This window comes from Amycolatopsis keratiniphila (assembly GCF_000400635.2).
GTDB classification, from domain to species: domain Bacteria; phylum Actinomycetota; class Actinomycetes; order Mycobacteriales; family Pseudonocardiaceae; genus Amycolatopsis; species Amycolatopsis keratiniphila.
In genome coordinates, this window is record NC_021252.1 from 1,332,373 (window position 1) to 1,351,036 (window position 18,664).

At 68.1% G+C, this 18,664-nt stretch carries 19 protein-coding genes; 10 read left to right on the plus strand and 9 right to left on the minus strand.

The window, feature by feature from the left end:
- Positions 1-30 precede the first annotated feature (30 nt).
- On the minus strand, positions 31-855 hold the full coding sequence (locus AORI_RS47510) for an ABC transporter permease (RefSeq protein ID WP_016331693.1): 825 nt from the start codon (positions 853-855) through the stop codon (positions 31-33).
- Entirely contained in the window at positions 845-1,741 is an 897-nt protein-coding gene (locus tag AORI_RS47515; protein WP_043847929.1) for an ABC transporter ATP-binding protein, read from the minus strand. The genes AORI_RS47510 and AORI_RS47515 overlap by 11 nt, the downstream gene beginning before the upstream one ends.
- A gap of 156 nt (positions 1,742-1,897) precedes the next feature.
- Here AORI_RS47515 and AORI_RS47520 point away from each other — a divergent pair, with 156 nt between their 5' ends.
- Positions 1,898-2,356, plus strand: coding sequence for a hypothetical protein (locus AORI_RS47520; RefSeq protein ID WP_016331695.1), 459 nt, complete (start codon positions 1,898-1,900; stop codon positions 2,354-2,356).
- A 39-nt stretch (positions 2,357-2,395) separates the two neighbouring features.
- On the opposite strand, the gene AORI_RS47525 is transcribed toward AORI_RS47520, so the two are convergent.
- The 3 genes from AORI_RS47525 to AORI_RS84140 all read right to left on the minus strand — a co-directional run bounded on the left by AORI_RS47525 (position 2,396) and on the right by AORI_RS84140 (position 4,151).
- Positions 2,396-2,797 (minus strand): hypothetical protein, encoded by a 402-nt coding sequence (locus AORI_RS47525; RefSeq protein WP_016331696.1) that lies wholly within the window; start codon positions 2,795-2,797, stop codon positions 2,396-2,398.
- Positions 2,736-3,347, minus strand: coding sequence for a hypothetical protein (locus AORI_RS47530; RefSeq protein WP_016331697.1), 612 nt, complete (start codon positions 3,345-3,347; stop codon positions 2,736-2,738). The genes AORI_RS47525 and AORI_RS47530 overlap by 62 nt, the downstream gene beginning before the upstream one ends.
- Before the next feature lie 630 nt (positions 3,348-3,977).
- The gene (locus AORI_RS84140) at positions 3,978-4,151 is read right to left on the minus strand and encodes a hypothetical protein (RefSeq protein ID WP_228688439.1); all 174 of its coding nucleotides are present in this window, start codon (positions 4,149-4,151) and stop codon (positions 3,978-3,980) included.
- Here AORI_RS84140 and AORI_RS47535 point away from each other — a divergent pair.
- The 4 genes from AORI_RS47535 (at position 4,143) to AORI_RS47550 (ending at position 9,566) form a co-directional block, all read left to right on the plus strand.
- Entirely contained in the window at positions 4,143-6,593 is a 2,451-nt protein-coding gene (locus AORI_RS47535) for a CHAT domain-containing protein (protein ID WP_420806975.1), read from the plus strand. The genes AORI_RS84140 and AORI_RS47535 overlap by 9 nt on opposite strands.
- 211 nt (positions 6,594-6,804) lie before the next feature.
- Entirely contained in the window at positions 6,805-7,320 is a 516-nt protein-coding gene (locus tag AORI_RS47540; protein WP_016331699.1) for a lytic polysaccharide monooxygenase auxiliary activity family 9 protein, read from the plus strand.
- A gap of 77 nt (positions 7,321-7,397) precedes the next feature.
- Positions 7,398-8,339: a DNA polymerase domain-containing protein gene (locus AORI_RS47545; protein WP_016331700.1), complete on the plus strand. Its 942-nt coding sequence runs from the start codon at positions 7,398-7,400 to the stop codon at positions 8,337-8,339.
- 72 nt (positions 8,340-8,411) lie between these two features.
- Complete coding sequence (locus AORI_RS47550; RefSeq protein WP_016331701.1) at positions 8,412-9,566, plus strand: 4-hydroxybenzoate 3-monooxygenase; 1,155 nt, start codon at positions 8,412-8,414, stop codon at positions 9,564-9,566.
- A gap of 146 nt (positions 9,567-9,712) precedes the next feature.
- Here the strand turns inward: AORI_RS47550 and AORI_RS47555 are convergent, their stop codons facing one another.
- From AORI_RS47555 to AORI_RS47565, 3 genes are all read right to left on the minus strand, one after another.
- A complete protein-coding gene (locus tag AORI_RS47555; protein ID WP_016331702.1) occupies positions 9,713-10,339 on the minus strand; it encodes an AAA family ATPase in 627 nt (208 codons plus the stop codon).
- 55 nt (positions 10,340-10,394) lie between these two features.
- Positions 10,395-11,060 carry a DUF998 domain-containing protein gene (locus AORI_RS47560; RefSeq protein ID WP_016331703.1) on the minus strand — a complete coding sequence of 222 codons (666 nt, stop codon included), beginning with the start codon at positions 11,058-11,060 and terminating at the stop codon, positions 10,395-10,397.
- A gap of 81 nt (positions 11,061-11,141) precedes the next feature.
- Positions 11,142-12,293, minus strand: coding sequence for a beta-ketoacyl synthase N-terminal-like domain-containing protein (locus AORI_RS47565; protein ID WP_016331704.1), 1,152 nt, complete (start codon positions 12,291-12,293; stop codon positions 11,142-11,144).
- 134 nt (positions 12,294-12,427) lie between these two features.
- On the opposite strand from AORI_RS47565, the gene AORI_RS47570 reads away from it, so the two are divergent.
- The 4 genes from AORI_RS47570 (at position 12,428) to AORI_RS47585 (ending at position 16,915) form a co-directional block, all read left to right on the plus strand.
- Positions 12,428-15,004: a sensor domain-containing protein gene (locus AORI_RS47570; protein WP_016331705.1), complete on the plus strand. Its 2,577-nt coding sequence runs from the start codon at positions 12,428-12,430 to the stop codon at positions 15,002-15,004.
- A 99-nt stretch (positions 15,005-15,103) separates the two neighbouring features.
- Complete coding sequence (locus AORI_RS47575) at positions 15,104-15,670, plus strand: Rv1733c family protein (protein ID WP_016331706.1); 567 nt, start codon at positions 15,104-15,106, stop codon at positions 15,668-15,670.
- 317 nt (positions 15,671-15,987) lie between these two features.
- Complete coding sequence (locus AORI_RS47580) at positions 15,988-16,551, plus strand: TetR/AcrR family transcriptional regulator (RefSeq protein WP_016331707.1); 564 nt, start codon at positions 15,988-15,990, stop codon at positions 16,549-16,551.
- Between the two features lies 1 nt (position 16,552).
- The gene (locus tag AORI_RS47585) at positions 16,553-16,915 is read left to right on the plus strand and encodes a tautomerase family protein (RefSeq protein ID WP_016331708.1); all 363 of its coding nucleotides are present in this window, start codon (positions 16,553-16,555) and stop codon (positions 16,913-16,915) included.
- On the opposite strand, the gene AORI_RS47590 is transcribed toward AORI_RS47585, so the two are convergent.
- The gene (locus AORI_RS47590; RefSeq protein ID WP_016331709.1) at positions 16,916-17,611 is read right to left on the minus strand and encodes a CDP-alcohol phosphatidyltransferase family protein; all 696 of its coding nucleotides are present in this window, start codon (positions 17,609-17,611) and stop codon (positions 16,916-16,918) included. It abuts the gene before it with no gap.
- A gap of 60 nt (positions 17,612-17,671) precedes the next feature.
- On the opposite strand from AORI_RS47590, the gene AORI_RS47595 reads away from it, so the two are divergent.
- On the plus strand, positions 17,672-18,652 hold the full coding sequence (locus AORI_RS47595) for a zinc-dependent alcohol dehydrogenase (RefSeq protein WP_016331710.1): 981 nt from the start codon (positions 17,672-17,674) through the stop codon (positions 18,650-18,652).
- The last annotated feature ends 12 nt before the right edge of the window (positions 18,653-18,664 follow it).

Genomic DNA, 18,664 nt, shown 5'->3' on the forward strand with positions numbered 1-18,664 from the left:
GAGGGTAGGGAAGGAGGCCTTCACGGACTTTCAGAGGACATCCCGGCGCCGCAGCAGCCAGCCACCGACACCGGCGAAGACCACCAGGTAGCCGGCCACCACCAGCGTCGCCTGCGAGGCGCCGACGAGTTCCCCGACGCCCGGCGTCGCACCCGAAGCACCGAGCGACGCCGCCAGCGAACCGGCGTTGGCTCCCGGCAGCGCCAGCTGGAGCGTGCCGACCCAGTCCACCAGCGGGGCCGCGACCCCGAACAGCAGGTTCTGCACCACCAGCAGCCACACCAGGCCGAGCCCGATCGGCAGCGCGACCCCGCGCATCGCGATGGCGAGCGCCGCGCCGAGTGCCGCCCACGTCATGGCGATGAGCCAGCCGGCGCCGATCCCGGTCAGCACCGCGCCGAACGACGGCCAGTTCATCGGCTCGCCCTCCGAGGAGGCGATGAGCGCGCTGGTGATCGCGCCGGTCGCGAAGCTCGTCAGCACGACGGTCAGCGAAGCGACGGCCAGCGCGAACAACTTTCCACTGTAGACGGTCAGCCGCGAAGGCCCTTGTGTCAGCACGGTCTTCCACGTACTCCAGCCGTATTCGGTACCGACGGCCAGCACCCCGAGCACGAGCAGGATCGCCCCGAGGAACACCGGCAGCCCGCCGATCGCGTTGCCGACCAGGTTGGACGGCAGGGTCGCGGCCAGCCCGCGATCCGTACCGGGGGCCCCGCTCGACGAGCCCGCCGCGCCCGCGAGCGGCAGCAGATAGGTGAAGGTCAGGCCGAGCGTGACGGCGATCCCCAGCATGAACCAGTTCGCCGGACGCCGGACGAGTTTCGCCAGTTCGGCGGTGCAGCTACCCCACATGACCTGCCACCTCTCCGGTGAGCTCGAAGAAGACCTGTTCCAGATCCCGTTCGCGGACGTGCAGTTCCCGCACCGCGATCCCTTCCGTGACGAGTTCGCGGTTCAGCCACGACGCGCGTTCCGGCTCCACGGTCAGATCGAGACCGGTGCCGCTCTCGCGGACGTTCTCCGCGCCGATCCAGCGCCGCAGCAGGCCGGTGGCACGCGCGATCTCGTCGGACTCGATGTGCAGCACCGTGCCGCCACGCAGTTCGGCCACCGTGTTCTCCGCGACCAGCCGCCCGTGCGAGACGACGCCGACGCGGTCGCAGATCTGCTGCACCTCGCCCAGCAGATGGCTCGACAGCAGCACGGTGCAGCCCTCCGCGCCGAGCCGCCGGATCAGCACCCGCATGTCGGCCATCCCGGCCGGGTCGAGCCCGTTGGTCGGCTCGTCGAGGATCAGCAGCCGCGGGTCCTTCAGCAGTGCCGCCGCGACCCCGAGCCGCTGCTTCATGCCGAGGGAGTAGGTGGAATACCGGTCCTTGCCGCGATCGGCGAGGTCGACCATCGCCAGCACTTCGCCGACGCGCAACGGATCCGTTCCGCTGTAGCGGGCCAGTACTTTGAGATTGTCCGAGCCGGAGAGGTACGGGTAGAAGCCCGGCGATTCGATCAGGGCGCCGACCCCGTCGAGGTCGCCGGGCGGCCTGCCGAACAGCCGGACGCTGCCGGAAGTCGGCCGGACGAGGCCCAGCAGCATTCGCAACGTCGTCGTCTTGCCGGCGCCGTTCGGGCCGAGGAAACCGTAGATCTCGCCGGGCAGCACGGTCAGTTCCATCCGGTCCACGGCGAGTTGTTCGCCGTACCGTTTCGTGAGTTCGTCTGTGTCCACGGGAAGGTTCATGGTGACGAATGGTGTCGCGGGGGAGGCGGTCACCACATCCGTTCACGGGCGGCACCACGCGTACGTCGTCGGACGTAGCCGGATGGCCGGAATCCTGCGACATCTGTCGAAAACACCGGTACCGGGCACCGCGGTGACGATCATAGGCTCGGCGGCGTGTCGAAAATCCTCTTGATCCTCCACGTGCTCGCCGCCGTCATCGCGGTCGGCCCGGTCACCGTCGCGGCGAGCATGTTCCCCGCCGCGGCGCGAAAGGCCTTCGCCGAACCGGGTTCCGGCCTGTCCGTGCTGCGCGCGCTCAACCGGATCTGCCGTGTCTACGCGATCTTCGGTATCGCGGTGCCGTTCTTCGCGCTGGCGACGGCGGGCAGCATGCGGGTCTTCGGCGACGCGTGGGTGATCGTGTCGATCGTGCTCACCGCCGCGGCCGCCGGTGTGCTGGCGTTGCTGGTGCTGCCCGGGCAGAACGCGATCCTCGCCGCGCTGGACGCGGAGCCGCCGTCGGCGCCGGTCACCGCCGGGCGGGTGGCGATGTACACCGGGATGTTCAATCTGCTGTGGGCCGTGGTGACGGTGCTGATGATCGTGCGGCCCGGATCGACCACCGGTGCGTGAAAAAGCCTCGTGAGTGGATCGCCACTCACGAGGCTTCCGTCAGGCGCTCAGCAGTTGGTTGAAGAACGACCGGTAGCGGCGAAGCGCGATCCGGAGGTCTTCGGTGGCCGGTTCACCTTGGCTCCACGCGGATTCCAATTCCTTCTTGTGGTCCGCGAAGGTCGTGGCCAGGTTCTGGATCACCACCGCGACGAGTTCGTCGGCTTCCTTGACCGCTCGCCGCGGATCGTCCACAAAGGCCGTCTGGATGCCTTGCCAGCTGTCGCGGAACCGGTCGACGTCGGCGTTTTCGAACAACGCCTGCGCTTCGTCTTCGTTGGTGCGCTGGGGATCGGTGGCCACCAGGTCCTCGGTGCCCAGGGGACGGCCGGTGTCGCCGTCAGTGGTCCGATCCTCGTCGAGCCGTTCCGTTCCCTCGGTTTCCAGGGGCCTGCTTTCCATGGCTTTCCGCTCCTTCGCCGGCGTCGGTCAACAGTTCTTCGAACACTTCGCGGTAGTGCTTCATCGCTTCCCGCATGTCCTCTGTGGACATTTCGGATTCCCGGTGGCGCACCAGCGTGTCGTGCCCGGCGCGGTAGTGCCGCAACGCGTTCGCGTGCCGGACGGACAGATCCGCGAGCTGCTGGTCGTACCCTTCGGTCGGGTAGCCGCGCTCGGCCATCAACGAGACCAGTACGCGGTCCGCCTCGACGACGGCGCCGGACGGGCGGTCGACGAACTGTTCCTGGATCAGCGCCCATTCCTGCGCGTACCGGTCCTTTGTGGTCTCCGGCAACGGCCGGATGTCGAGATCCGAGTGTCGTTTCACCCGCGACGAAAGCTCACGTTCGGCTTCCCGCGGACTTTCGTGTTCCTGCACGGCCCGGTCGTATTCGGGCCCGAACGTCTCACGCAATCGCCGCCTGCGTTGTCCTTCGATGACGAACCAGGCGGCCGCTCCCACCACCAGGATCGCGGCGATGACGATGATGATGACCAACCACGTGGGCATCGTTATCTCCTCCGGATATTCGCCGGTCATCCCCCGACAGGCGGCGAGTTCCCTCGCTTTTCGGGCCGGAAACCCTTGTGCCGCAAGAAGTTTTGGATCTTAGGCCGGATGGCGCAGTGAATTGATCTTTCCTGGGCCGCTTCGCGTGCGCCGGTGTGCGCAATGAGCGGAGATCGTGAGGTTTGCTAACCAGGCGTCCCCCTATTGGGTGCCTCCGATGACTCAGTGTAGGTAAAAACTCCCGATCACTGCTCCGTTGTGGCACTATTACCCCGTTCGCAGGAAGAGGGCCTGTGAACAGAGGGGGGCAGTCGTGAATGGGGCTGCCTGATATGACAAAAATGATCACCAGGGGAGGAGATCGTCAAATGTCGACGCCTACGGACGTCAAGGACCCCATCGGCGAGGAGGAGCCGGTCGACCCGGCCCAGCCCAAGCCTGACCAGGGAGAACACCGGCACGGTCCCGATTGTGAGCACCAGAACGAACGGGTCCGCGACTGCCCCGGCGGATGTGCTCAGACGCCGCCGCCCACTCCCTGAGCAATGCTCCTGGCCGTAGAAGTGCGCCCGTCACCCGGTTTCGAACCGGTGGCGGGCGACTCTCGGCTACGGAGTGTGCTGTCATAGATCAGTGGCGGTAACACAACTCGATCAAATCGAGGTCATTCGCAAGGCGCGCGAACTCCAGCGCGCCGGTATCGATGCCGCGTGTTCGGCCCGTCAACGCGAAGGAATCCTTCTGCTCCGCCGCGGCATGGCGTTGCTCGATTCCATCCATCCGGTCGCCGAGCAGATGAGGCACGACTGGCTCGCCGCCCGGATCCGGCTGGCTTCCAGTATCGCGACCGTGGGGTCGGAGACCAGCGGGGGCGTCGCTTCCGGTCTCGCCGGCCTGGACGACGTACGACAGTTGCTGAAAGCGGTGGACGACCCCCGACTTTACGCGGAATTACGCGGGCAGCTCGACCACAATTACGGACTCCTGCTCATGGCGGTGGGTCGCAACGAGGAAAGCACAGGGTATTTCGATTCGTCACTGGCGCACAAAGAGGCCGCACTCGCCATGGCGAAGGATCCCTCGACCTCGCTGGATCCTTATCTGGGCACGTTGACCACGCGGGGGCTCGCGTACACCAGGCTCGGCGATGTACGGCGGGCGAGGCGGGACCTCGTCAGTGCGGTGGAACTCGCGGAACGGAACGGGCTGCGAGCACAGGCCGCGGACGTCCGCCGCCCGTTGGGCACGCTCGAACTCCGGGTCGGGAACGTGCCCGCCGCGCTGCGGCTCTACGAGGAAAGCGAGCGGATCTACCGTTCGCTGGATCTGGACATCCCGCCCCTGCTGAGGTGGGAGCGGGCCGAAGCGCTGTTGACCGCGGGCCTGGCCGAAGAGGCAGGAGCCCATCTCGACGAGATTCTGCCGGTGATGCTGGAACAGCGGAGTATCACCAGGGATTTGGGCGGGGTGGAGTTGTTCCGCGCGACCGCGGCGTTGATGACCGATGATCTGGAGCTCGCGCGAACCTATGCCGCTTCGGCCCGGCGTCGTACGCTGCGCTGGGGCTGCCAGACCTGTGTCGCCAACGCGACCATCGTCGGCCTCCGCGCCGACGTCCAAGAAGCCTTGCGTACCAACGAAATCCCGCCAACCCTGACCTCGCGCGCGCTGCGGGCGGCGAACGCGATGCCGATGCCGCGGCTCGCCGACCAGGCCGCGCTGGCGCGGATGCTGGCCGTCCGGGTCGAGCTGCGGAAGGGGAAACGCAAACGTGCCGCCGAGCTGCTCGCGCGGATTCCGCAGCCGGGACGGCTGACCTCCGTCGATTATCGGATGCTGCGCCGGCTTTGCCGCGCGGAACTCGCGGTGGCCGAGGGGGACAAGAGCAAGGCGCTGGCGGAGATCCGGGCCGGGCTCACCGAACTCGACCGCGTCCGCGACCGGATGGGCGGCATCGAGCTGGTGTCCGGCACGGCGTTGCACGGCAGGGAATTGGCGGACCTGGCCGTCAAGATCGTGCTGGAGCGGGCCGACGCGGCCCGATTGTTCGGCTGGACGGAGCGGACCAGGGCGCAAAGTTACCGGTACGAACCAGTTGTCGCGACCGATCCGGAGCTCGCCGAGCGGATCGGCGAGGTTCGAGGGCTCGATCAGGCGATCCACCAGGCACAGCACGAGGGGCATCCGACGGCGGCCTTGCGGACGAAGCACGCCGAGCGGTTGCGTGAGGCGCATCGGCTCGGCTGGCATACGGGCCGCTGGGGTAGGCCGCGGCCGGTCGCGCGGCTCGCGGAGGTCGCCCAGGAGCTGGGCGAACGCGCGCTGGTGAGTTTCGCGTCGTCGGGGGACGACCTGGTGGCGATGGTCGTCGTCGACGGGCGATGCGAGCTGGTGCGGCTCGGTTCGGCCGTGCGGGCGGCGGAATCCGCGCGGATGCTGAACGTCGACCTCGACGCCCTCGCGCCGGATCAGCTGCCGGCACCCTTGGTCCAGTCGGTACTCGGTTCGGCGCGGAAACAGGCCGAACGGCTGGACACCCAGCTGATCCGGCCGCTCGAAGCGCTGCTGGGGGACCGCGGCCTGATCGTCGTGCCGACCGGTCCGTTGTTCGCCGTCCCGTGGGGAGTGCTGCCGGCGCTGCGGTCCCGGCCGATCGTCGTCGCCCCGTCGGCGACGGCCTGGCTGGGGGCGGCGCGGTCGGCGGTGTCCCGCGCGCGGAAGGTCGTGCTCGTCCGTGGCCCCGGCCTCGTCGGGACCCGTGGTGAGCTGGACAAGCTCGCGATGCACTACCGGACCGCGCATACGCTGGCCGGCGCCGAGGCGACCGTGTCGTCGGTTCTGCGGGCGCTGGACGGGGCGAAGCTCGCGCACATCGCGGCGCACGGCGCGCACGAGCCCGAGAACGCCTTGTTCTCCCGGCTGGAATTGGCCGACGGCGCGCTCTTCGCGCACGAGATGGCCGGGCTGGCGCAGCCGCCGTCGCAGGTCGTCTTCGCGGCGTGCGAGCTGGCGCTGAACCGGATCCGGCCCGGCGACGAGGTCCTCGGTTTCGCCAGCGCGTTGCTCGCGAGCGGTTCGCGGACGGTGATCGCGCCGTTGAGCCGAGTCGGTGACGAGGCTGCGGCGGCCGCGATGGACGATTACCACCGCGGCCTCGCGGGAGGCGCCGGACCGGCGACCGCCTTGGCGGACACCATCGCCGTTGATCCGTTCCGGCGACCGTTCGTCTGTTTGGGTGCGGGCTGATCGTCCGGCTTGACAACCCCTGTTCGATCTTCACGACTCCAAGTGGCCGGTTGGTTACTCTTGACCGAGTCGTCTGAACCAATTATGGTCTAGACCACATTCGCCCGCTCGGTGCTTCGGCGGATGGGTCCCAACCTTCATTGGTATTTCGCTCGCTGTGACCCAGGAATCTCGAGTCCGCGGTGGGTGTAGAGATGGGAAAGGGGTAGGCATGAGCTTCAAACGACGGCTTTTGACCCTGGCGGCCGGTGCGGCCATGGTGCCGGCGGCCCTGGTCGCGATCCCGGCGGGCACCGCCAGCGCGCACGGTTACGTTTCCTCGCCTGCGAGCAGGCAGGCACAATGCGCCCAGAACACCGTTTCCTGTGGCTCCATCAAATGGGAGCCGCAAAGTGTCGAAGGCCCCAAGGGTCTCATGAGCTGCAACGGCGGTGTCGGCCGTTTCGCGGACCTCAACGATGACAGCAAGGGCTGGAAGGTGCATTCCCTCGGCCGTACCACCACGTTCCGGTGGACGCTGACGGCTCGCCACCGCACCAGCACCTGGGAGTACTTCGTCGACGGTGCCAAGGTCGCCAGCTTCAACGACGGCGGCGCGCAGCCGGGCGCCACGGTCACCCACAGCGTGAACCTGCAGCAGAGCGGGCGGCACAAGATCCTCGCCCGCTGGAACGTCTACGACACGGCGAACGCGTTCTACGCCTGCATCGACGCCAACATCAGCTAGGTAGCAGGGCTCGTGAGCGGTAATGACGGCTAGAACCGTCATTACCGCTCACGAGGCTTTTGTGTCAGGCTCGTCCCATGTGCGAACGGGACGGCGTCAAGCTGACCAATCTCGATCAGCCCTTGTTCGAGGGCGTGACCAAACGCGACCTGGTGGATTATCTGGACGCGGTCGCGGACCGCCTCGTCCCCGTGCTGGCGAACAGGCCGCTTTCGGTGATCCGCATCCTGCGCGGCCAAGACCCGTTCATGCAGAAGAACCTGCCCAAGTACACGCCCGACTGGGTGAAGCGGTACGGGATGTGGGCGGAGACCTCGAAACGGCAGGTGTCGTACGCGCTCTGCGACGACCGCCGCACGCTGTTGTGGTTCGCGAACCAGCGCGCCGTCGAATATCACCCGACGCTGATGACCGCGGACGTCGACGCGGGGCCGACCCATCTCGTGCTGGATCTGGATCCGCCCGCCGGCGACGATTTCGCGCACGTCGTGAAGGCCGCCGTTCTGGTGCGCCAGGCACTCGCCGAATCCGGGCTCGTCGGGACGGTGAAGACCAGTGGTTCCAAGGGAGTGCACATCTTCGTCCCGCTGGTGCCGGGACAAGGCTTCGAAGACGTCTTCGCCGCGACCCGCGCGCTCGCCGCCCGCGCGGAGCGGCTCGATCCGTCGGTCGCGACCACCGCGTACATCGTGGAAGACCGCGAAGGCAAGGTGTACCTCGATTCGACGCGGGCGGGCGGCAACACGGTCGCGGCGGCGTACAGCCCGCGGTTGCGGCCGGGGCTGACGGTGTCGTTCCCGGTGTCCTGGGACGACCTCGAAAACGTGGTCCCCGCCGATTTCACCGTGCACACGGCGCCCGAGCTGCTGGGCGGCAAGGATCCCTGGGCCGAGTCGATGCCGGAACCGCAGAGGCTGCCCGCCGACCTCGTCGAGCAGGGGCACACGATCCCGATCGCCCGGGTGGTGGCGATGCACGAAGGGAAACGGCGGGCACGGGCGCGCGACCGGAAGGACTGAACACCCACGGCGGCACGCCGTTTTGTGTACCTTGGACCGCGCTGGGGGCGGGCGAAGGTACTGGGGGCTTTCGTGGGAAAGATCGATGCCGACGTGGTGATCGTGGGGGCCGGTCCGGCGGGGCTCGTGCTGGGAAACCTGTTGCGAGCCGCCGGGATCGACTGCCTGATCCTCGAACGGCAAAGCCGTGAACATGTCGAAAACCGGGCGAGGGCGGGTTTTCTCGCCGCGAACAGTGTCCGCGTGCTCACCGAGAACGGGCTCGCCGCCGGGCTGATCGAGAAGGGCGCGCGGCACGACACCTGCGCCTTCCGCAACGATCAGGCCGAATTCGAGCTCGACTACAGTGAACTCGGGAACGGTGAGGTGCACACCGTTTACCCGCAACAGTTCCTGGTCACCGACCTGATCGCGGAATTCCTCGCCCGCGGCGGGGAGATCAGGTTCGGCACCGAGGTCTCGTCGGTGTCGGGGATGGACGCGACGGTCATCGCCGATGATCTTCTGTTGCGTGCCAAGTACATCGCCGGCTGCGACGGCAGGCGCGGGGTCTCGCTGAGATCCGTCCCCGCGCGGGTCTTCCGGCGGGATCACGACATCTCGTGGCTCGCGATCCTCGCCGAGGCGCCGCCGAGCATGTCCGCGATCGGTTACGCGATCCACGAACGCGGATTCGCCGGGCATATGGCGAGAACGCCGACGGTGACGCGTTATTACCTCGAAGTCCCGCGCGGTGAGGATCTTCAGGACTGGGGAGACGACCGCATCTGGGACGAACTGCACGTGCGGATGCGCTCCGATCGTTACGGCGAGCTCAAACGCGGCGCCATCATCGAGCGCCGGATCGTGGACATGGCCTCGCGCGTGATGGACACGATCCAGCGGGGGAACCTGTTCCTCGCCGGCGACGCGGCGAGCCTCATCAGTCCCGCCGCCGCGAAGGGCGCGAATCTCGCGTTGATGGAGGCCGAAATCCTCGCGCACGCGTTGATCGCGGCCCACCTCGATGGTGACACGACGGCGCTCGATCGCTACTCCGCCGACTGCCTGCCGCGGATCTGGCGTGCGCAGGAGTTCTCGCTCTGGATGATCAATCTGCTGCACGGCCCGGCGGGCTACGACGACGAGGCCGTCTTCCAGCGGGCGCTGCGGGACGCACGGCTGGAGAGCCTGCGGGTTTCCCGTGCGCACCAAGACTTCTTCGCCGAAAACTACGTGGGTATCTGAACCGGAAGCCCGTCGCGTCCGTATTCCGGGAAAGAGGGGATCGCGGAGTGAAAGGACGAACGACGATGCCGGTACGCATCCGCTGGACGCCGTCGAACCCGCACCCGAGCCGTCCCGGCCCCGCGGACGAACCCGAGCCGGAACCGTTAGCCCGCGCGGACTGTGTTTGTCGCGGGAAGCTCGACGCGGAGGAGCCGGACGTCGCCTGAGCGGTGTCTCCCCGGCTCCTCCTCGGTGACGAAGCGCAGCGCGCCGGTGACCTCGCGGGTCACCATCCGCGCGCTGTGCCAGCCCGCCGGGACCCAGCCCTCACGCAGGGCACGGCGTACCTTCTCGGCCCTTTTGACGTGGCGGGCGAACGAATGCCGCCGGATGACCCGCCCGCGCGCGACTTGGCCCGCGCGGGCGTCCTCCGGCGCCACGTCGAGCCACAGCAACCGCACCGGGCGGCGGCTCAGCAGGCCGAGCAGGGCCAGCAGGCCGCGGGTGGTGGCCCTGGTCGACGGTTCGTGCACGACGAGCGGGCCGCCGTGCGCCAGCGCGGTCCGCACGACCCGCGCGCGATGCCAGCCGTGGACCAGCGGCCGGTAGATCCGGTACGGCAACGTGGGCGGCAACCGTTCGCGCAGCCGCGCGCGGACCTGGTCCGAATCGAGCACCGGTAGCGCGCCGGTCGCCGCCCGGGACAGCAGGGTGGTCTTGCCCGCCCCGGGGATCCCCGCCACCACCAGCAGGTCGCGACGGCCGAGCCGGAGTGCGATGCGATCGGTCATACGGCCTCAACGACCCGGCCGATGACAAAGGTTCCTTTACCAGGATCGGCACAGGTCAAGCGGTCACGCGCGTTCCGGGCAGCACGGTCTTGTCCGGCAGCAGCGTCCCGCCCTTGGTGAGCCATGCGACACCGAACGCGAGGATCGCCACCGACTCCAGCCACAGCGCCGGGTAGAGGTCCCTCGTCAGCTCGTCGAACACCAGGCCGCAGAGCACGATCAACGCCAGGCACACCAGCATGATCACGCCCGACGCGACGTACAGCCGGTTCCGTTCGGGTTTGCGCGGGCCGGGGATCTCCTTGTCCGACTTGGTGAACAGCACGATGCAGAAGAACGCCAAGGTGAGGAAGAAGACCGCGGCGAAGCCGAGGTGCAGCAGCCCGACGATCTCGTCCGTGCGGTCGCCGTTCGCCGGAGTCGTGGGGAAGAGCGCCACCCCGACCGCGGCCACCGCCGCGATGTTCCCGGCGATGTCGTCGACCCGGCCGTAACCCCGGTAGGACAACAGGAAGACGCCGATGGCGCACATGACGCCGACCCAGACGTCACGCATTCCCGAGTAGTAGTAACCGCTGATCGAGTTGAGCAGGCCGCCACCGTCGACGACCAGCTTCCCGAAGACCAGCACGAACGGCAGTCCGATCCCGAGGAAACCGATGGCGCGCCGCAAGAACAGGTAGTTGTGGACGAGGTTGTCGGATGCCGTTCGCGCGCTCATGGTCGCCTCCGTGCTCAGTGCTTGTCGCCATATGATGACAGCTCGTGACGACGGAGAGACCGTGTGTTATCGAATTGCTCGCTAGGCGGTTTCCAATACGACAGCCGCGACGTAACCGCCCATCCCGATCGACGTCTTGACGGTGAGCCCGCCTTCCGGCCGGGACGGTCCGTCCATCAGCTGCGGATGCCCGTCCGCCACCGGTTTCGGCGCCGGCACCAGATCCCGCTCGGCCGCGAGGCAGATGGCCGCGATCTCGGTCAGCGCGCTGCCCGACTGGCTGTGCCCGGTCAGCGGTTTGATCGAGTAGATCCCGGTCTCGCGCGGGAAGACCGCTTCGAGGATCTGGGATTCCGTGCGGTGGCAGAGTTTCGTGCCCGTCCCGTGCGCGTTGAGGTAGCGGACGTCCGACGGTGTGGCGGCCGCGTTCTCCAGCGCGCTGGTCACCGCCTCGATCGCGCTCGTCGAATCGGGGTCGAGTGCCATCGCGTTGTGCGCTTCGTGCGTCATCGCGCCGCCTCGCAGCGTCGCGTACGAATCGGTCTTCCGCTGCGTCAACACCACCGCGACCGCGGCCTCGGAGAAGGTGAAACCCTTTGTGCCCTCTTGGAAAGGACGGCAGGCTTCGAGCGGGGGCACGTCGGTGATCGCCACCCCGCAGTGCACGAAGTTGCGCACCATCGGCCTGGTCGCGGAGAGATCGGTGGTGACCACGACGACGTCGTCGGCCATGTCCGCGTCCAGCCACATCTTCGCGGTGAGCACGGCGGCGCTCCCGGTCGCGCACATCGCGGACGTGGCCATCGAGGGGCCGTGGAAACCGAACTCCGACATCAGCGTGGCGATCGGGGTCGAGGGCATCATGCCGATGAACTCGCGCCGGTACATGAGCTGTTCGCCGAGTTCGGTGAGCCGGTCCCAGGTGCGCAGGTCCTCGCGGACGCCGCCGGAGATGACCCCGACCCGGCGGCCCGGCGTCCAGCCCCGCGAGCCGGCGTCTTCGATCGCTTCCCGTGCCGCGGCGAGCAGGGCGCGGGCGTGCAAACTGCCGTCCCTCGCCTTGCCGCCCTCGGGAACGTGCGCGACCCAGCCGGGCAGATCCGGGGTTTCCCCGAAGCCGTCGGTGAATTGGGCGCAGGGGACGCCGCTCGCCAGGCCCTCCCACAGTGCTTCGCGCCCCCAGCCGTAGGCGGTTACGGCGCCGATGCCGCAGATGTCTGTTTTGCTCCGCACGTGTTTCCCTTCAACTACATTCAGTCAACGCTGGGGTGGAATAGCCGCACCGATCAGCTGTCCGGGGAGGACGGCTACGTCGATTTAGTGATCTAATCGGAAGCTACATCAGTCGAGTAGGGGGTTTGGATCAGATGGATCCTGACGATCTCGACGGTGGGACTCCCGACACCCACCGGCCCTCGGATCAGGATTCCTCGCCAGCGAACGGCACCGCGACCCGCACGGTGGGAAAACCCGGGCGGCACGCGTCGCTCGTCCGTCTGCTGACCGAGTTGTCCGCCGAGAGGGATCGGCGCGGCGAACCCGCGCTCGCTTTTCTCGGCCAGGGGTACCGCCTTTTGGAGCAAAATTCCGACAGCGGCACTTTGGGAACGCAATATCTCACGATGGTGGAGGCGAGCCCTTACGGGATCTGTGTCCATCAACGGGGCAAAGTCGTCTTCGTGAACTCGGCCACCATGCGCTTCGTCGGCGCGAAGGTGTCGACCGAGATCATCGGGATGCACATCACGGACCTGGTCGACGAGGGGTCGCAGGACGCGCTGCTGGCGCGGATCGGTTCGCTGGCCTCGCCCGGCTCGTTCAGCGAACCGACCGAGATGACCCTGCGGACCCTGCAAGGCCGCAGCGTCGACGTCGAATCCCAGGCGGTGCTCACCACCTGGGAGGGCAAACCCGCGTACCAGGTGATCATGCGCGACCTGACCACGCAGAAGGCGGCCGAGGCCGGGCTGCGGTTCCAGGCGGCGCTGGTCGGCCACGCGAGCGACGCGATCATCGCGACCTCGCCCGACGGGCTGGTGACGAGCTGGAACCCGGCGGCGGAGGCCGTCTACGGGCACGACCTCGACCAGGTCATCGGGGTTCCGGTGGCCGAGGTGGTCGGCGCGCCGATGAGCCCGCGGGAGGTCGTCGCGGCGGGCGGTGTCGTGCAGGCGACGCACTACAGCGCCGACGGCACGGCGCTGGCGGTGCGGGTCTCCGCGGCCGAGATGTTCGACGGTTACGTGCTGCTGTGCGCCGACGAGACCGCGCAGCGCCGGGCCGAGGCCGAATTCGCCACCGTCGTCGAGACGCTCGACGAGGGAGTGCTGCTGGTGGGCCCCGGTGGGCGGATCGAGCTGGCGAACTCCGCGGCGCACCGGATCGCGGGCGTGCCGCCGGGTTCCCTGGTCGGCCTGGAGAGCCGGACGCTGCGGCTGCACGACGAGCACGGTGTCCCGGTGCCCGTCGACGATCTGCCGTCCGCGCGGGTGCGCCGGTCCGGGAAGGTCGAGACCGGACGGGTCGTGCAGGTACGGCGGCGTGACGGCGCGCATCGGTGGCTTTCGCTGACCTCCGGTCCGCTGATGGCACCCGGCCAGAGCGTGCCCTCGGTGCTGACGTCCTTCGCCGACATCACCGACCGGCGCGCGATCAGCGAGCGGCTGGCCTACGAGGCCACCCACGACCCGCTGACCAGGCTCGCGAACCGCACGCTCGCGCTGAACCACCTGCGCCGGACGATCGCCGACCCGGCGGCCACGACCACGGTGATGTTCATCGACCTCGACAAGTTCAAGATCATCAACGATTCGCTCGGTCATACCGTCGGCGACCAGGTGCTGCGCATCATCGGCGACCGGCTGCGGGCCGCCGCCGGGCCTTCGGACCTGGTCGGACGGCTCGGCGGGGACGAGTTCCTGGTCATCACCACCGGTTATACCGAAGCCGCCGAGGTGCGGGCGCTGGCCGATCATCTCCAGCGGCGGCTCGCCGAATCGCTCACCGTGCACGGCCGAGAACTGCATATCAATACGAGCATTGGAATAGTGATCGCCGAACCGGGCGATCGGCGCACGGCCGACGAATTGCTGGAAGACGCCGATTTGGCGATGTATCAGGCGAAAACGTTCGGACCCGGCCGGTACGCTTTCTATGCGCCGATCATGCGTAAACGAGTACGAGACCGTTTCGCGCTGGAACAGGATCTGCGGAACGCCGTCGCGGAAGGCCTGGTCGAGACCGTTTATCAGCCCGTCGTCGATTTGCGGACCGGGCGGACGGTCGCGGTGAAGGCGAAGTCCTGTTGGAACCATCCCGTTCGCGGGCCGATCGATCCGGCGGAATTGGCCGAGCTCGCCGACGACGGCGATCTTTTGACGGTCATCGGGGCGGAGGTTCTCGCCAAGGCCGCCTGCGAGATCTCTCGATGGCGTGCCGATCATGGTGTGCACTGTAATGTGAATGTGAGCCTTTCGGTCCGCCAACTGGGCGATCCCACGTTGCTGCAAGTGGTCCAGACAACACTGGAGGACGCCGGCCTGGGGCCGCAGGACCTGAGCCTCGACGTCGACGAGACGGCGCTGAAGGACGCGGCCGACGCCGTCGACGCGTTGCGGAAGACCGGGGTGCGGGTGACCGCGGAACGGTTCGGCGCCGGATACTCCTCGCTCGCCCAGCTGTGCGGGCTCGATCTGAACGTGATCGAGATCGACCGGTCGTTCGTGGCCGATCTCGGGCGGTCGAGCGACGCCGAACCGATCGTCGCCGGGATCATGGCGATGGCGCACGCCGTCGACCTCGTCGTCGTCGCGGAAGGGGTCGAGACCGCGCGGCAGCTGGAGGTGCTGCACGAACTCGGCTGCGACTGGGCGAAGGGGCCTCTAGTGGCTCCGCCGGGCCGGGTCGAAGACCTGAAGTCCGCGTACGAACACGTAGTGCGGTGAACCGGAGGCTCGCCGCGTACGTGGTCTTGGATGCGGGACCAAAGCCTCCTGTCGTGACGGCTCTTCCCGGCGCAGGCTTACCGGTGAAGGAGGTCCGTCGTGTCGCTCGTGCACCTGTGGCGCCGGATCCACCTCGGCCGGAGCTGGGATCGGATCGAGGCGGCGATCTTGGTCGCCTGCGTCCTGATCGCGCTGCTCGGTGTGCCGCTGGCCGCGGCGGCGGGCTCGGAGGCGTACGCGACCATGATGGCGCGCTCGGCTCTTGAGACGGCTTCGCGTCACTCGACGACCGCGTTCCTGCTCGAAGACGCTCCGCAGGCGCGGATCGGTGTCGACGGGACGCCCTCGATGGAGACGGCTTCGGTGGCGGCGCGGTGGGCGTTGCCGGATGGTCGGTTTCAGGAGGCTGCCGTGAGTGTCGATCTCGGCGCTTCGGCGGGGGACGCGGTGACCGTGTGGCTCGACGAGTCCGGTGCCGTCGTCGAGCCGCCGGTGATGCCGCAGGACGCGGCCAGCACGGGGATCGGGGTCGGCGTCGGTGTGTGGCTGAGCGCGGTGACGCTGCTGGTGGCGGGGTATCTGCTCGCCCGGCACCTGCTGAACCGGGCGCGGTGGGCGGCTTGGGACCGGGAGTGGGAGCGGTTCGCGCAGGACTCGCGTTCTTGAGCCTTGGGGCGCGTTTAGTCCTCTAAATGCTTCCCAGGTACATGAAGGCCCCCTTCACTGCGCTAGGCGCAATGAAGGGGGCCTTCGTGCGCGGCTTGGGGTCGCTGAGGCGCATGTGGCTATCTGCCGGTCCGTGAAGGCCTCCTTCCCTACCTTGAGGGTAGTGAAGGAGGCCTTCACGGACTTGGAGCGCGTTTAGAGGACTAAATGCGGAAAGTGGGCGCTGACCTGCGGAGAAGTGTCAAAGTGGCAGCAAAGGTCCCTTGCTCCCAAGCGCCTGGGTTGTCCCTGTACCTACTAGTATGTACGGTCAGCATGTGGACAAGAGGGAAAGGCTCATCGAGAGCACTCGCGAGCTTCTGTGGGAGCGCGGGTACGTCGGCACCAGCCCGAAGGCGATCCAGGAGCGCTCCGGCGCCGGCCAGGGCAGCATGTACCACCACTTCCAGGGCAAGTCCGAACTCGCGCTCGCCGCGATCGGACGCAGCGCCGACGATCTGCGCGCCAAAGCGGAAGCCGAGTTCTCCGGGCCCGGGTCGGTCGTCGAGCGCATCACGGTCTACCTGCGCCGCGAGCGTGACGTGCTCAAGGGCTGTCCGGTCGGCAGGCTCGCCCAGGATCCCGACGTGATGGCCGACGCGGAGCTGCGCAAGCCGGTCGAGGAGTACTTCGGCTGGCTCACCGGGCGCCTCGCCGAGCTGCTCGACGAGGGCCGCGCGGCCGGTGAGCTCGACCAGGCGCTGGACCCGCTCGCCACGGCGACCGCGCTCGTCGCGGCGCTGCAGGGCGGATACATCCTCGCCCGCGCCGCCGGTTCCCCGGACGTGTTCGCGAAAGCAGTCGACGGCGCCCTCGGCCTGCTCACCACCAAGGAGACCTGACATGCCCTTCGTCCGTATCGACACCATCGGGACCGAGAAGCTCGAAGCCCTCGGCAACGCCGTCCACGACGCGCTGGTCGAGACGCTCGGCATCCCGGCCGACGACCGCTTCCAGGTCCTCAACGGCCAGAACACCCTGAAATACGACGACTACCTGGGGATCCACCGCGACGAAGGGGTCGTGTTCATCACGATCACCATGCGGCAGGGCCGCACCGACGAGCAGAAGAAGTCGCTCTACCGGCGGATCGCGGAGCTCGCCGAGGAGTACGCGGGAACCGAGCCGCGGAACGTGCTCGTCACGATCACCGAGAACAATCCCATCGATTGGTCGATCGGCAACGGCGAAGCGCAGTACGCGTGATCACGCGGGCGCGGCGGTGAAGGCGTGCTGCTCCAGCAGCCACCACGTGTCGCGTCCGAACGACCAGGTCAGCAGCGCCAGCGCGCCCAGCGTGACCACGAAACCCGCCCAGAGCGGCAGGATCGTCGAGGCCACCACGACCAGCACGATGCCCTGGACCGCCGCGACCGTCTTGCGCGCCATGCTCGGCGGAAGCGGCGTGTTCAGCCAAGGCCACAGCCTGCTCGCCGCGACGAAGACGTAGCGCATCGCGCCGATCGTGAGCACCCACGGGCCCAGCGACTGCGCGACGACCACGCTCAGGATCAGGATCAGATACGCGTCGACCTCCATGTCGAACCGCGCGCCCAGCGGCGACGCCGTCCCGGTGCGGCGGGCGACCTGGCCGTCGACGGCGTCCAGGGCGAGCGCGACCGACGCGATGACGACCATCGCGACGATCTCCCGTCCCGCGGTGTCGACGACGAGCGCGGTGACGCAGCCGACCAGCCCGGAGCGGGCGAGCGTGACGGCATCAGCGGGGCCCAGGGAGCGCGCGGTGCTCCGGTTCAGGCCGTAGGTCAGGAATCCGCCCACGGCGAGGCCGTAGGCCGCTCCGGCGAGCCAGCCCAGCGGGCCCAGCCCGGTGACGGCGTCCAGCGTCCCCAGCAGCGCCAGCTGGACGAGGACCCCCAGGAAAACTCCGGGGTTGATCACGAGGCCTCCTCGTTATGGTGGCGGTGACCCCGCTTCCAGGGTCCGACATGAGAGGACACGATGGAACGCGCCTTCTGGTTCAGTGGTTCCGGCGACGGTGAACTCCGGCCCGTCACGCTCCCTCCGGTCGGCGACGACGAAGTGCTGGTCCGCACCCTGTACACGGGCGTGAGCCGCGGCACCGAGACGCTCGTCTTCCGCGGCGAGGTCCCACCGAGTCAACGGGCGGCCATGCGCGCGCCGTTCCAGGAAGGCGACTTCCCCGGTCCCGTGAAGTACGGGTACCTCAATGTCGGCGTGGTCGAACGCGGTCCGGAGGACCTCGCCGGGCAGGTCGTCTTCTGCCTCTATCCACATCAGACGCGCTTCGTCGTCCCGGCGTCCGCCGTCACGCCGGTGCCGCGCGAAGTCCCGCCGGAGCGCGCGATCCTCGCGGGGACGGTCGAGACCGCGGTCAACGCCGTCTGGGACGCGTCGCCGAAAATCGGCGACCGGATCGCCGTGGTCGGCGCCGGGATGGTCGGCAGCAGCGTCGCGAAACTGCTGGCCGGGTTCCCGGGGGCCAGGGTGCAGCTGATCGACGTCGACCCGGAGCGCGCGAAGGTCGCCGAAGTGCTCGGTGTCGACTTCTCGACACCCGAGGACGCCCTCGGCGACTGCGACCTCGTCGTGCACGCCAGCGCGAGCGAAGCGGGCCTCGCCCGGTCGCTGGAACTGCTCGCGCCGGAAGGCGAGGTCATCGAGCTGAGCTGGTACGGCGACCGGAGGATCAGCGTCCCGCTCGGCGAGAACTTCCACTCACGACGGCTCGCGATCCGCAGCAGCCAGGTCGGCATGGTCTCGCCGTCCCGCCGGTTGAACCGGACCTACGCCGACCGCTTGGCGCTCGCGCTGCGTCTTCTCGCCGATCCGGGATTCGAAGTGCTGGTCAGCGGGGAATGTCAGTTCCGTGAACTGCCGGACGTCTTGCCGCGTCTGGCCGCGAATGAACCAGGAACGCTCTGCCTCCGTGTCACCTATCAGATGGAGGACACGCGTTAAGGGTTCGACCCG

Excerpts from the sequence above, each read along its gene's own strand:
- AORI_RS47510 (WP_016331693.1), bottom strand. The coding sequence starts at position 855 with ATGTGGGGTAGCTGCACCGCCGAACTGGCGAAACTCGTCCGGCGTCCG.
- AORI_RS47515 (WP_043847929.1), bottom strand. The coding sequence starts at position 1,741 with ATGAACCTTCCCGTGGACACAGACGAACTCACGAAACGGTACGGCGAA.
- AORI_RS47525 (WP_016331696.1), bottom strand. The coding sequence starts at position 2,797 with ATGGAAAGCAGGCCCCTGGAAACCGAGGGAACGGAACGGCTCGACGAG.
- AORI_RS47530 (WP_016331697.1), bottom strand. The coding sequence starts at position 3,347 with ATGCCCACGTGGTTGGTCATCATCATCGTCATCGCCGCGATCCTGGTG.
- AORI_RS47535 (WP_420806975.1), top strand. The coding sequence starts at position 4,143 with ATGAGGCACGACTGGCTCGCCGCCCGGATCCGGCTGGCTTCCAGTATC.
- AORI_RS47540 (WP_016331699.1), top strand. The coding sequence starts at position 6,805 with ATGAGCTTCAAACGACGGCTTTTGACCCTGGCGGCCGGTGCGGCCATG.
- AORI_RS47545 (WP_016331700.1), top strand. The coding sequence starts at position 7,398 with ATGTGCGAACGGGACGGCGTCAAGCTGACCAATCTCGATCAGCCCTTG.
- AORI_RS47555 (WP_016331702.1), bottom strand. The coding sequence starts at position 10,339 with ATGACCGATCGCATCGCACTCCGGCTCGGCCGTCGCGACCTGCTGGTG.
- AORI_RS47560 (WP_016331703.1), bottom strand. The coding sequence starts at position 11,060 with ATGAGCGCGCGAACGGCATCCGACAACCTCGTCCACAACTACCTGTTC.
- AORI_RS47570 (WP_016331705.1), top strand. The coding sequence starts at position 12,428 with ATGGATCCTGACGATCTCGACGGTGGGACTCCCGACACCCACCGGCCC.
- AORI_RS47585 (WP_016331708.1), top strand. The coding sequence starts at position 16,553 with ATGCCCTTCGTCCGTATCGACACCATCGGGACCGAGAAGCTCGAAGCC.
- AORI_RS47595 (WP_016331710.1), top strand. The coding sequence starts at position 17,672 with ATGGAACGCGCCTTCTGGTTCAGTGGTTCCGGCGACGGTGAACTCCGG.